Here is a 13754-nt window from a genome sequence, read left to right on the forward strand (position 1 = left end):
TTTGATGTTAATATCTTTTGGGTGCACCGAAGTAGCTGTAGCGGTTGTTGTCGGGATTGACCACGATGGTCTCAATAACTATTTCTGGGTCTATCATAATGAGCTTCAGCTTATGCTTGCCAGGAGTGGTGTTGGCGAAATTTACCTCCAGCCAGCGGATATTGTCAAACACCTCATCGCGACGCAGCATCTTCCTGCCGTCCTTCCAACCACTAAGCAATAGGTTGTTGTGGGGTGGGAGGGGCTTCAGGTTCTTTGATTGGGCGAGATTCTTTGGGGTGTATTCCTGGAATTCGTCGTGTAGGCCCTGACGAGCATCGATAACCTGCATCGGCTTCTCGTCAATCTGCACACCAAGACGCAAACCACGAGCGGGAACAATATCTTGCGTCGGCAAAATTCCTATAGCAATCTTTCCCTCTTCGGTTAAATCTATGTCGTACTCTAGTTTAGGGCCGCTACCGTCTGCTGGCCATTCCTTCATCACGTCGCGTGCGCCCATGCAGCCCTTGCCGCGACCAAGTCCCCAAAGAATTTCCCATCCGTTAAAGCAAGGATGTACCTCCCTTTTATTATTTGTAAAGTCGATGACCGGAATGGAGTATTCCTTCGACGGTTTGGCAAACGAATAGAGGAGTGGCTGGTCAACTTTGTAGCCGAGACTCATGGGGTGGCGATTCTTCTCTGGGATGCTCCACTGGGTATAGCCAATGTGATTGTCAAGCATCATGCCGTCCCATTTGCCGTTCGCCATCACTTTGTTATAATAGTCGGTGAGTTGCTGGTCTTTTGTCATGTAGTTACAGACTGTGATACTATCACCCATAGTCGCTGCATTGTACATCATGGCTACACCAGCACTTGCTACAGCAGGATAGTAGACCAATTGGTAGAAGGCGTTCTGGGCTTCCGCTGGTACGCGCTCTTTCAAGACCTCACAACGCAACATAATCGACTGCCAAAGGTCGTTTAGTTTCATCATTTCATGGTAGTTGAACAAACCAGGCACTTGGACCTCGGGTTTACGCCAGAGATTATACTTGGAATAGTCGGCAATGATGCGGGCGCATTCCTTAATATCTTTGGCGGACAAACAGCCGAGTACAGATTTTGTCCAATCATTGAGCCAGCCGTTTTCTGAATCGTGCTCTAAACCGTCTGGATCCCATGCATAGTCCATGATGAACGAGATGGGCATCTCCTTAGGCTTCAGGTCGCCCACGTTGATAATCCAGATGCGGTCGATGCCGCTCTTGTAGGCCAGATGCAACTGCTCGCGTAGTTTGGGGACGGTGGTGGTGTTCACCCAACGGTCGTTCCAAGGGCCACCGTTCATGTCGATATGATAGTAGAGACCCAGACCGCCCTTACGCTTGCGTTCCTTTTCGGTGCCCTTACGGCGAATGTAGCCCCAGTTGTTATCGCAGAAAAGGAGTGTGACGTCATCGGGTACGGTAAAGCCAGCATCATAATAACGCTGTACTTCTGTGAAGATAGCCCATAGCTGGGGCACGGCTTCGGCACGTCCGTAGATGTCCTTGATAATCTTACGTTGACCGTCGATGACCTTGTGGAGCGTCTTCATGTTTTCCGCATCATCTCCTTTACCCATGGCCACGTCGCCGTCGCCTCGCATACCGATGGTTACGAGGTTGTCGTAGTTTTTATTGCGCTCCATACCTTCGCGGAAGAACTGATCCACGCGTTCTTTATTGGTGGCGTAGTCCCATGGACCTACCTGCTCCTTGCGCTGCAGGTACTCACGATGTGAGCGCATCATGGGTTCGTGGTGACTGGTGCCCATCACAATACCCATCTCATCGGCCAATCGAGGACTCTCTGGATCATCTTCGTTGAAGTTTGTGCCACACATGGCGGGCCAGAAATAGTTGGCCTTCAGGCGTAGCAACAATTCAAAGACCTTTTCGTAGGCCTTGGAGTTGATGCCTCCGAAATGCTTCGTACACCAGGTACCAAAGCTGGGCCATTCGTCGTTGATGAAAATGCCACGATATTTCACAGCAGGCCAACTATAATCGTAGCCGTCGTCGTAATAGAGCTCGTCCTGATGCACCACAGGAGCATCGGCCATCCAATACCAGGGCGACACGCCGATGCGCTTTGAGATTTCATAAATGCCGTAGATGGTGCCGCGCTTGTCGTTGCCAGCAATAACAAGGTTTCCATCCACCACATCGATGCAGTAGCCCTCCCAATGGCCCTTTATCTTTTTGGTATCTAGTTTCTTCTGTCTGATAAGGCTATCAATGAGGCGGCTTTTACCGATGGTGCCGATAAGAATGTGAGCCTGTTTCGTTAGCTGCGATGACATCGCAGCATACTCGACGATGGGAGAGGCCACGCCTGTGACCTTGCGGACGTCGTCACCGAGGTCTTTTGCAGCGCGAATAACGCCCTTCCAATCGTTTTCGTCGATAATGATGGTTGCAGTTTTTCCGTTCTTGGCAATGCAGAAGTTCTCTGACTGTGCAGATACAGAAAGCCAGGCACAGAGTAGAACGGTGATAATGGATAATTTATTCATAGGTGATTTCCTGGATGATTTGTCCTGGGTCAATAATAGATAGCGTGATGAAATGGTTCAGACGGGCCTTGTCAAGGGGTAGTGTCACAACGAACTCCTTGCGGTTCTCTAGAACCTGTAATTTCCATTCCGGCCCCCATTCCTTAAAGATGTTTTCGCATACTACAGCTTTGCCGCCATCCACACTTACTGTGAAACGGTTGCTGCAATCGCTGGCCACAGGCCACATCGGCACCACGCTGATGCAAAGCTTGATGGATGATGCGTTGTGGAGATTATTTGATGGCAGAGCAATATCGATACTGCCCGTTTTCTTGCCAAGTGGTTGCCCCATCTGCAGTGCTTGCCAGTCGGTTCCAATACCCTCTAAAAGGCGGAAAGGTTCGCTGACAGAGAGTGACGCAAGGTTTATTTTGTTGCAGAACTCAGGATGACGTTGTTCTGCGGGTAGTTGGTAAGCCGTAGTGGCCTTGTCGGTAAGTTCTGGCATCATCTGATATTTGGCACAGAACCCCGGAGGAATCTCGCTGATCATATTGTTCCACTTCCCGTCAAGTTGCTCGTTGTATTTCTTGCGTAGCTGTTCTAACTTGCTGTAGGCATTGAGAGCTATCGTGGCATAGATGGCGTTCCCTGTCTCGTGGTTGCGTTGAGCATAGAAAAACTTGCGATTCATTTGGTAGGCTGAATGTACAGCATAACCCAGCATTTGGAAGAGGGCAGGCTGCTTGTCTGCATCGATGTTCTGCTCTATCATGTCGTAAGCCTCGCAGATGTCTTCGTAGTCCAGAAGTCGTTTTTGAGCCGTACCTGTGTCAAACGAGAAGTCCGTGTCATGCAGGCGGTTCTCTTCGTCGCTACTCCACTCATATTCATAGCCCATGAATTCGGGCTTGCGATTCCATGCCAAACGGTAATAATGGTCGAGGATAAACTGGAATTGCTCGGTAAGTTCAGGCTGGTATGATGTCTGGTTGTCGCAATTTGGCAGGAAGGTTCGAGCCAACCATTCGGCCTGATACTTATTGGCATTGTCGTAGTTGAAAGCTTCGAAGTTATATGCCATATCCATGAACATCTGCATCTCTATCTCGCCAGGTTTGATGTCACCTACGTTGAGTAACCAGTAACGGTCTGCACCAGCATCGTAAGCTTTCTTCAGTTCGTGGTACATCAGCATGGGAGCAGTACTTGGCAGCCATAGATAATCATGAGGAGTGCCGAGATAGCTGATATGATAATACACACCACTACCACCCTTGCGTTTTTGCTCTTCGGTGTTGCTGACGCGTTTCATATAGCCGTAGTTGTCATCGGGCCAAACAAGGGTTATATCTTCGGGAACCTTCAATCCTGCATCATAGATGTCGAGGGTCTCTTTATAAGGAACAAAAATCTGGGGAAGTTTTGTGGCTTTTGTCTTCTTGTATTTCTCGAGAATACCACGCTGCTTCTCAAAGACTTTTTCTAATGTACGAGCTCTGTCTTTGGGATTCGTTGACCCCTTCATGGCCTCGTCGTGTAGTCCACGCATGCCCATTGTGTAGATGTTCTCATATTGGGCCGTCTCGCGGATGCGGTCGTCCAATTTATTAAGTATTGTCTGGCTATTGGTTTCGTAGTTCCATTCGCCATCGCGGGTCTTGTCCCACTCAGAAGGGGCTGCATTATTGAAAAGCAATGGTTCGCAGTGGCTGGTGGTAATCATGATGCCCCATTTGTTTGCCATTACCTGACTTTCTGGATGAGAATAGAACGCACCAGTGCAGGTGTGCATAGCAGGTGCCACCATGTTGCCTTTCAGTCGGAGAATGAGTTCGCAGACTTTGTCGTAAGTTTTGGGTCCGATATCGCCCAGTTCCTTTTCGAAGTTTTTCTCTGCCCACGTTTTCAGCCCCCAGTCCTCGTCATTGATAAAGATACCGCGGTATTTGATAGTGGGTGAAGCACTAACATAGTTCTCTACGTAGTCGAATGCGCGTTTGGCTTTGTCTTGGTTGATGGGGATGTCGGAAAACCAATACCAAGGACTGATGCCGATGGCCTCGCTGACGTGCAGTACGCCGTATGCCAAGCCGCGAGCATCCGATCCAGTAATATAAAGATTCCCGTCTTTAGTGTCGATGGCGAAACACTCCCAGACACCACGCAGTTCTTTATGGCGATTGGTGTGGCTGGCTGTGGCGAGTATAACGGATGTACCGGCTTCTCCTGAGATTTGGGGTCTGATGCCTGTTGCTCGCTCGATGTCATCGACCAAGACCTGTGCCATTTGTCGCACCAGTGGTTCATCGTTCTTTGGATAGGTAATTGTAGCCTTGGTGAGGTCGATGGCCATTGCGAAATGGGCAAAAAGGGCCAATGCAATTGTCAGGAGTTCTTTCTTTATCATAGTCTTTAGGTTAGTTTCTGGGACTTTATTTCTTTACCACTTTCTTACCATCCCTAATACTGATGCCCTTGGCCTTGGTCTTGCGACCCTGCAAGTCATAGGAAGAATCATTCACTTCCCTTTTCTTGTTTTCTAACGAAAGGATGCCTGTGGGCTCTTCGCTAAACTGCCAACTGTCGAAGTCGAATAGCGAGGATTCCGATCCAATGGAACCAGAGAAGGTAAAGAAGAGGTCTTGGACGCCTGAGATAGGAGAGGTTAGGTCGCAGGTGACATCGGTCCATTCTCCATTGGTCGGCTCGATGGTTATACGACCTTTGATGCTGCCGCTTTTACTGTTGGTACGGATGTATAACGTACTCTTTTTGTTGACTTTGACGCGAGCCTTGAACGACTTGGCGCCTGCTGTGCCAAAGTCCACGTTGCGTACCTTGATATAATTGCCTGTCTTGATGTTGGTGACATAGCAACCTGTATGGTCGCCCACGCAAAGCACGCCCTGGCACTGGTTGATGGTCTCAGCCTGCTGAAGGACAAAGGGATTCAGAGCCTGCAACGGGGCTACTCCCTTAGTGGTGAAATTGATGTGGGGAATGGTGCCGTCTTCGTTGGGGGTGAACTCCTCTATGCAGGTGGAGCGCTTATAACCACCACCATTGGGCAGTTTGCCGTTGTGATAGAACATGTAATAGTGTCCTTTGAACTCCACACTGCCGCCGTGAATGGTGAAACTGTTCTGAGCCTGATCCAGAATCTTTCCCTGATATGTCCATGGACCAGTAGCCTTGTTGGCAGTGGAGTAGGCCCAATGTTCTGGCACACCACCAGCGGCATACTCCAGATAGTACTTGCCGTTGCGCTTGTAAAGCCATGATGCCTCTTCGAAGTTTGGATCACCATTATCGTTTTTGTGTGGTCCGAAGGCTGTTTCGCTCTTGACATTTACAGATATCTCAGAACCTGTGAAAGAAGTCATATTCTTGTTCAACTTGACGTACCATAGGTTATTGTTGCCATAATAAAGGTATGCCTGACCATTGTCGTCGATGAATACCGTGGGGTCAATCTTGAACCATCCCTTTACCAGTGGTTTCTTGATGGGGTCTTTATATGGTCCTGCAGGGTTGTCGGCTACAGCTACGCCGATGCCAGGATAAGCCTCGCCTTTGATGGTAGCTGTGACGTACCAGTACCATTTGCCATTGCGCTCAATGCACTGACTGGCCCAGCAGTCATTGTTCTGCTTGGCCCATGAAGAGAAAGTTGCTGATGTCAGTGGCGTGCCTCGATATGTCCAGTTGACCATATCGACAGTGCTATATAGCAGCCAGTCTTTCATCGTGAAATAGTTGTTCTCTGTTTGGTTTTCGTCGTGGTCAACGAAGAGATACAGGGTGTCGCCATGCACATAAGGAGCAGGGTCGGGTGTGTAACGATCACAGATGATGGGATTCTGAGCCTGAAGCGAAGCCGTGGCAATGCAGGCAAAGATGGTTGATAGTAAGTTGTTTTTAGTCATTTCCTTAATAATTTCTTGCAAAATTAGTAAATTCCGCTGATATTTGGGGATTAATGTGTATATTTGTGGCATATTTTGATATTTTTTAGTATATGAACTTTTTAGAATTAGTAAAACAGAGATACAGCTGCCGTGATTATCAGGCGAAAGCTGTAGAGCAGGAGAAGTTGGATTATATTATGGAGTGTGTTCGTATGGCACCTTCTGCAGTTAATAAGCAGCCATGGAAGTTTCACTTTGTGACTGATGAGGCCGACAAGGCCAAGCTCCTAACGTGTTATCGTCGTGACTGGTTGGCTTCGGCTCCAATGTATATCATCTGCTCTGTGCTTCATGATGAGGAGTGGGTACGTTTTGATGGCAAACCTCATGGTAATATTGATATTGCCATTGCTGTGGAGCATCTTTGTCTGGCAGCTACTGAGCATGGACTGGCCACCTGCTGGGTGTGCAACTTCGACGCTGCACAATGCAAAGAGCTCTTCGCTCTGCCTGAGAGCGAAGAGCCCGCTGTGATCATCCCTATTGGCTATGCTGCCGATGAGATGAAAGATAAGAAGCGCAAGGAAATGAGCGCTATTTGTTGATCTTCAATACTGGCGCAATCTTATTGCAGGGGGCGGGAAGTTTTACTTCCAGTCCCTCGGCAGTTTGACGTGCTTTGAGTTTTCCATAGCCAAGAAGATGAACACTGGTAATCGTCTTCTTGAAGTTCTTGTTGCCTTTGGCCAACGACTTGATGACGAGTTTGCCGTCCTTAGGCCATCCCATGGCTGTAGCATAGAGGTGCTTCTTGGTCTGGTTGAAGCGGATGTCGCGTGCGTCCATGCCATTATACTGGCCCTCGTTGAATCCTTGAGCGTTGATGTCTATCTTCTTTTCGGCCACGGGTCCTTCGCCAAATTTTACCCAAGGACGTGTGCCAAAGATGCTTTCGCCATTCTGTGTCATCCAAGCCTCCAACTCGTCGAGGAATGCAGCGGCTTTCTCATCGTAGGTGCCATCGGCACGCAGAGGGATGTTTAACAGGAGGTTACCATTCTTTGAAACGATATCGACCAACTGTTTTACCAGATTGGTTGCCGTGCGATAGCCATGCTTATAGGTGTTGGTGTTGTAGTGCCAGTCGCCAATACAGTTGCATGTCTGCCAAGGCTCTTCTATCATCTGGTTGGGGGCACCACGCTCTACATCCCAGGTGAGGGCTTTTTTCTGATCCTCACTCAGAATCTTGCCAAAGACAACACCACGCGGATTCTTGTTATAAAGATGCGTGGCAATCTTCAGACCACAGTCGCTGATGGGGTAGAAGGGGAGTACGGTGACATCGAAATAGATGAGATCGGGGTTATAGCGGTTGATGGCATCGATGGTGCGGTCGAAGAAGTTGGTGACAAACTCCTGTGACGGAGGACAAGCACCGTTGTCCCAGCCCCACTGAGCATGGATGCGACCGTTGTCCCATGAACCTTGACTCATAGGATGGTTCTGCTGATAGAGCATCTGTGGGTCAAGACCTTCCCACCATTTGCCCTTGCCGTCTTCTTTGGTCAGGTTGCCATCGTAATATACTCCTTTCTTATCACCCTTCAGGTCGTAACGCTGTGAGGGCTCGAACCATGTCCAGGCGTGGTCGGCGTGAAATGAGATGCCTAAAGGAAGTCCCGCCTTCTTGGCAGCGCGTGCCCAACCTTCAAGGATGTCTTTCTTTGGACCGATATTCTTTGAGTTCCATGGTTGGTATTTTGAATCCCATAGGTCGTAATTGTCGTGGTGGTTACCTAATACAAAGAAATACTGTGCACCACAGCGCTTGTAGCGCTCTACCAATGCCTCTGGATCCCATTTCTCGGCCTTGAAGAGGGGAAGGATGTCTTTGTAGCCAAACTCGGAGGGATGGCCGTAGTGCTCACGATGGTAGTTATACTGCCCACCTCCCTCAAGATAAAGACCGCGCGCCATCCAATCGCCAGAACCTTCAACGCACTGCGCACCCCAGTGGGCCCAGATGCCAAATTTGGCATTGCGAAACCATTCGGGGGTCTGGTGAGTCTCCAACGATTGCCATGTGGGTTCATACTGTCCTTTCAGCATCTGCTCGTGTTTTTCCGACACGGGCACCTGATACTTTTGGGCTGTCGTTGGCAAGAGCGTCAGCCAGAGAAGGTTAGTCATTAAAAACTTTTTGTTCATAGTAGTTGTATTTTTTTTGTTTTGTGTATGTATCAAGTGCAAAAGTACGGAAAAAAGCGGATAAAGGCGTTTGTCTCATGCGATTTTTTGTAAAATGAAACAATTTCGAAAGAATGAGACACATAGAGACATGCCAGTTTGTGGGAAAATATGTAATTTTGCACGCGATAAACGATAACTAAACCAATTTTACAATGAAACAAACCATTAAATCAGCCGTTGTCTTACTGCTAGCAATGTCTAGCACGGCTGTTTGGGCACAAGGACTAAAAGACGCCTACAAAAAAGAATTTATGATTGGCGTTGCAGTCAATGGTCGTAATGTGAGTAACCCTGAGCAGATGGCTCTGATCAAGAAGGAGTTCAACAGCATCACTGCTGAGAACGACATGAAGCCTCAGCCCACGGAACCTAAGGAGGGTCAGTTCAACTGGGAAGCAGCTGACCGTATTGCTAACTTCGCACGTCAGAACGGCATCAAACTGCGTGGCCACTGCTTGATGTGGCACTCACAGATTGGTGAGTGGATGCTGGGTGACAATCCAACAAAGGAAGTTTTCTATGCTCGTATGAAGAATCATATCCAGCAGGTGGTTAGCCGCTACAAGGATGTGGTTTATTGCTGGGATGTGGTTAATGAGGCCATGACCGATGACAAGAATGCAATGGACCCTTATCGTCAGAGTGCTATGTACAAACTCTGTGGCGATGAGTTTATTGCCAAGGCTTTCCAGTTTGCCCGTGAAGCCGACCCGAAAGCTCTGCTTTTCTATAATGACTATAATGAATGCGACCCCGTGAAGAGCCAGCGTATATATAATATGGTGAAAGCCATGAAGCAGGCTGGTGTGCCCATTGATGGTATCGGTATGCAGGGTCACTATAATATCTATGGTCCTACGGAGAAAGAAGTAGATGATGCTATCACTCTTTATAAGAAGATCGTGAAGCACATCCACGTGACGGAGCTTGATATCCGTGTGAACGAGGAGATGGGTGGTCAGCTCCGCTTTAGCCGCGACGGTGCTACGGTGACCGACTCAGTGAAGCAGCATCTGGCCGATCAGTATGCTCGCGTGTTCCGCGTGTTCCGTAAGCACAGCGACGTTATCGACTGTGTAACGTTCTGGAATCTGGGCGACCGCGACTCTTGGTTGGGCGCAGCCAACTATCCTCTGCCTTTCGATTCAGAGTACAAGCCTAAGTTGGCTTATGAGTATATCAAGGCAAAGAAGGCTCCCGCATGGGATATGCCTAAGAAGCCTGTTCGCCAGCCTCGTGCTCAGCAACAGCAGCGTCAGCAGCCTCGCGAGTTTAATGCTGCTATGGCTTTCCGCAAGGTTGACGGTGTGAAGGACGACTTCAAGCCTTCTTCAAAAAACCAGCCTGGTCAGGAGTATCCTCAGGTGAACTCTCAGGGTTATGTTCGTTTCCGTGTACAGGCTCCCGATGCCAAGGCTGTAACTGTTAGCCTCGGACTGGGGGGACAGGGCGGTACCAAGTTGCGTCGCTTCTTTGACGGCTCATGGATTGGTCAGACTGAAGGCCCGATGGATGAAGGCTTCCACTACTATCATCTCACCGTTGATGGTGGTACGCTGAACGATCCTGGAACAAACAACTATTATGGCTCTTGTCGTTGGGAGAGTGGTATTGAGATTCCCGCCAAGGATCAGGACTTCTATGCTGAGAAGAACGTAGAGCATGGTCAGGTGAGCGAGGTTCGCTTCTGGAGTGAGAGCACCAACTGCCTGAGACGCGCATTTGTTTATCTGCCACCTACCTATGGCAAGAACAAGAAGGAGAAGTTCCCCGTGCTTTACTTGCAGCATGGTTGGGGTGAGAATGAGTATGCTTGGAGTAACCAGGGACATGCTAACCTCATCATGGATAACTTGCTGGCCGAGGGTAAGTGCAAGCCTTTCATCATCGTGATGACCTATGGCATGACCAACGATATTAAGTTCGGTGGACTGGGCGGTTTTACTGCTAAGGAGTTTGAGACGGTGCTCTGCGATGAGCTCGTTCCTTACATCGATAGTCACTTCAATACCATTGCTAAGAAGGAAAGCCGTGCTATGGCTGGCTTGTCAATGGGTGGTATGGAAACGAAGACAATCACCCTCCGTCGTCCTGAGATGTTCGGTTCTTGGGGATTGCTGAGTGGTGGTACCTATGCTCCTGAGGATATCAAAGATCCTAAGCAGGTGAAGTATATCTTTGAGAGCTGCGGTTCGAAAGAGAATCCTGAAGGCATCAACAAGAGCATAGAGGCTCTGAAAGCTGCCGGCTATAATGCACAGGGCTATGTCAGTGAGGGTACCGCACATGAGTTCCTGACCTGGCGTCGTAGTCTCTATCAGATGGCTCAAAGGCTTTTCCAATAAATTTAATCTAAAGACCAAACCTTAAATATCTGCCGGCATAGGTCAGTTAATATTGACTTATGCCGGCTTTCTTTTGTTCCTGCAACAAATACTAAAGATAACGAAACGAATGACACATGGATGTTTGCTGCTTTTTTCATAATTTTGCAGACAAAATAACTAAAATGAGAAAAGTAGTACTGACCTTTACGATGCTTCTGCTGACAACTATGTCGGCTTTTGCACAACAGAAATCAACATTGAAAATAGACGCAACAGCCAAACACCAGAAAATAACTGGCTTTGGTGGCTTTGTCTGTTCACCGCAGTTTACGTATAACCACATGTCTAACACAGAGATAAAGAAGGTGTGGGGAGAAACGAGTACGGTGGGCTGTAACATTATGCGTCTTTATATTCCTATTGGAAAGAATGCATGGCCGCAATCGTTGGCTACGGCAAAACTGGCTAAACAGATGGGACTCATTGTCTTTGCTTCGCCTTGGGGGCAACCGGCTGAGTGGAAGACCAACGGCACGTCGAATGCAAAAAATGAGGATGGTACCACGGGAAAGCTGAAAAAAGAGAATTGGGCTGACTATGCACAGTATTTGGAGGAATATGTGCAGTATCTGCGTGATAACGGTGTGGAACTTGATGCTATCAGTATTCAGAACGAGCCCGACTGGCCCGCTCAGTATGCAGGATGTCTATGGGACGCCTCGGAGATAGCACAGTTTGTGAAAACGTATGGCCGCACTATCAGTTGCAAGATTATGGCCCCTGAGACGTTGGCCGTCAGTGATAGTTATGCCAATGCGTTGAATAAAACTGATGTGCTGCCCTGCTTTGACATCTATGGTGGACATCAATATGGCGGCATACAAAGTGCCTACAAGAACCTTGGTAAGAAGGGAAAGGAGATTTGGATGACGGAGTACCTGATTAACTGGAATGAGGTGGAAGGCAATACTAGAAACTATGACTTTTCGAAGGACTTCTTTAACTTCTTTACGGCCATCAATACTTGTATGCTGGGCGACTTCAATGCGTGGATTCATTATGCTGCCAAACGCTATTATGGCATGATGGGCGACGGCCAGCGCGGTGCTGGTAGTAGTGGATCGATTACTAAGCGTGGTTATATCATGGCCCACTTTGCGAAATATGTTACGGGAATGACCCGTGTTGATGCTGTCTTTAATGGCAGTGGATTGCAGGGGTCTGCCTATCTGTCTGAGACGGAAGATACGGTGGTGGCTGTGATGGCTAATACTTCAGAAAGTGCTGTGGATTTGACCCTGGACCTTCCATTTTATACAACTCATGGACAACTGGCTGTGACTGTTAAGTCGAAGAGTATGAATAAGAGCGACTTGTCGTATGAGTCGGAGACCTGTCGTCCAGCAGTAAAGATTGAGCCGTTGAGCGTTGCAACGGTCTTGTTTGTCAAGTCACGCGACCGTCAGCCGTCAAACATGGCAGGTACAGCTACCCGTTTTGACCGTCTTGATGATATGGTAACAACCAAAACGAACTTTGGAACTACCTATAAACTGTCAAATAAGACAAAGACCTTTGATAGTTCTAATCCGCTTATTTCATCAAGAAAGAACCTGACCTTTGGCTATATAGCCTTGAACGACCGCTATTCGCAATTGGTGATGAGAGTGAAGAAGGTGACGTCAACCAATTCTTTGACGGCAGGTAAGCCAACACTTTATTATGTGAATGCCAAAGGAGAGGCTGTTAGTCATGAGTATGAACGTCTTGATTTGAGTATTGGCCAAAACTTTGATATCGTTCTCGATTTGTCGCCTGCAACGCTTGCTGATGGTTGTGTCGGACTGCTGTCGCTGACCTGTGATAACTCGCAGTCGCACTTGACTATCAACTTTGGTGATGTATATCTGGATAATGGTCGTCGTTATGCTGCTACACTCAGTGGTGCTTATGTGGCTGACGACAGTTATGTGATGGAATATACGTCTGATGAGGCTTGTACTAGCCTGGATTTAACCAATGTCACAGAACTGCCTGCTACGCTACCTTGGCTTGCAGGAACGAATCGTGTGGCTTTTGTTAGCGAGGAAAATGTCTTGGCGAATATTCCTAATGTGGTGGCGGGTACCAACTCTCAGAGCTTAGTGCTGAGGAGTGATAATGGTGACTTCCGTCCTTCTAAGGCGTTTACTGCCAATAAGGCCTCGCTTACATGTACCATTAATGGCTTGCGCATGCTGATGCTACCATTCAATGCTGCTGTTCCGCAGGGTGTTCAGGCTTATACGATAAACGATGATAGAACGCTTCAAAATGTTGCGTCGATTGTCGCTCATCAGCCAGTTTTGGTATCTGGCAATGGAGAATATACTTTTGAGGGTGCTGGTGATGTGTCGTATGCTACCAGTCCGCTGGATGCTCTTTATCGTGGTACCTATACACAGATACCTCTGTATGCGGGTGACTTCGTCCTGGGTTACGAGCAGGGAGTATGGGGCTTTGCTCGTTTGTCTGAAGGCGGTGTGCTGATGCCTTTTGATGTTTATGCGCAGTTCCCAGCCAACTCTCAGTCTTTCTTGCCTCTCGACCTTACGAATACGGGCATCAGTGATGTTGCTGGCCACAGACCAATCTCCTCGATTGTCTATAATGTGATGGGACAGCGTGTGACGAGCGAAAAGAAAGGCATGATTATTCAAAACGGAAAGATATTAATTAAACGATAAACCAACATGA

7 protein-coding genes are annotated in these 13754 nt (G+C 48.2%); 3 read left to right on the forward strand and 4 right to left on the reverse strand.

Translation table 11 applies throughout. From position 1 onward, the window contains the following. Positions 1-7 precede the first annotated feature (7 nt). From M1D30_RS01550 to M1D30_RS01560, 3 genes are read right to left on the reverse strand one after another with little or no spacing between them, the layout of a single operon-like run. Positions 8-2545: a glycosyl hydrolase 115 family protein gene (locus M1D30_RS01550; RefSeq protein WP_248505558.1), complete on the reverse strand. Its 2538-nt coding sequence runs from the start codon at positions 2543-2545 to the stop codon at positions 8-10. Further along, a complete protein-coding gene (locus M1D30_RS01555; RefSeq protein ID WP_248505560.1) occupies positions 2538-4937 on the reverse strand; it encodes a glycosyl hydrolase 115 family protein in 2400 nt (799 codons plus the stop codon). Before M1D30_RS01555 ends, M1D30_RS01550 begins: the two co-directional genes overlap by 8 nt. Before the next feature lie 25 nt (positions 4938-4962). Beyond that, complete coding sequence (locus tag M1D30_RS01560) at positions 4963-6456, reverse strand: glycoside hydrolase family 43 protein (protein WP_248505562.1); 1494 nt, start codon at positions 6454-6456, stop codon at positions 4963-4965. 92 nt (positions 6457-6548) lie between these two features. On the opposite strand from M1D30_RS01560, the gene M1D30_RS01565 reads away from it, so the two are divergent. Then, entirely contained in the window at positions 6549-7043 is a 495-nt protein-coding gene (locus M1D30_RS01565) for a nitroreductase family protein (protein ID WP_248505564.1), read from the forward strand. Here the strand turns inward: M1D30_RS01565 and M1D30_RS01570 are convergent. Then, positions 7033-8649, reverse strand: coding sequence for an alpha-L-fucosidase (locus M1D30_RS01570; protein ID WP_248505567.1), 1617 nt, complete (start codon positions 8647-8649; stop codon positions 7033-7035). The genes M1D30_RS01565 and M1D30_RS01570 overlap by 11 nt on opposite strands. Before the next feature lie 194 nt (positions 8650-8843). On the opposite strand from M1D30_RS01570, the gene M1D30_RS01575 reads away from it, so the two are divergent. Beyond that, a complete protein-coding gene (locus M1D30_RS01575; RefSeq protein WP_248505569.1) occupies positions 8844-11036 on the forward strand; it encodes an endo-1,4-beta-xylanase in 2193 nt (730 codons plus the stop codon). 164 nt (positions 11037-11200) lie between these two features. Beyond that, positions 11201-13744 carry a glycoside hydrolase gene (locus M1D30_RS01580; protein WP_248505570.1) on the forward strand — a complete coding sequence of 848 codons (2544 nt, stop codon included), beginning with the start codon at positions 11201-11203 and terminating at the stop codon, positions 13742-13744. The last annotated feature ends 10 nt before the right edge of the window (positions 13745-13754 follow it).

The organism is Prevotella sp. E15-22 (assembly GCF_023204875.1).
Lineage (GTDB): Bacteria > Bacteroidota > Bacteroidia > Bacteroidales > Bacteroidaceae > Prevotella.

Excerpts from the sequence above, each read along its gene's own strand:
- M1D30_RS01580 (WP_248505570.1), top strand. The coding sequence starts at position 11,201 with ATGAGAAAAGTAGTACTGACCTTTACGATGCTTCTGCTGACAACTATG.
- M1D30_RS01570 (WP_248505567.1), bottom strand. The coding sequence starts at position 8,649 with ATGAACAAAAAGTTTTTAATGACTAACCTTCTCTGGCTGACGCTCTTG.
- M1D30_RS01575 (WP_248505569.1), top strand. The coding sequence starts at position 8,844 with ATGAAACAAACCATTAAATCAGCCGTTGTCTTACTGCTAGCAATGTCT.
- M1D30_RS01560 (WP_248505562.1), bottom strand. The coding sequence starts at position 6,456 with ATGACTAAAAACAACTTACTATCAACCATCTTTGCCTGCATTGCCACG.
- M1D30_RS01555 (WP_248505560.1), bottom strand. The coding sequence starts at position 4,937 with ATGATAAAGAAAGAACTCCTGACAATTGCATTGGCCCTTTTTGCCCAT.
- M1D30_RS01565 (WP_248505564.1), top strand. The coding sequence starts at position 6,549 with ATGAACTTTTTAGAATTAGTAAAACAGAGATACAGCTGCCGTGATTAT.
- M1D30_RS01550 (WP_248505558.1), bottom strand. The coding sequence starts at position 2,545 with ATGAATAAATTATCCATTATCACCGTTCTACTCTGTGCCTGGCTTTCT.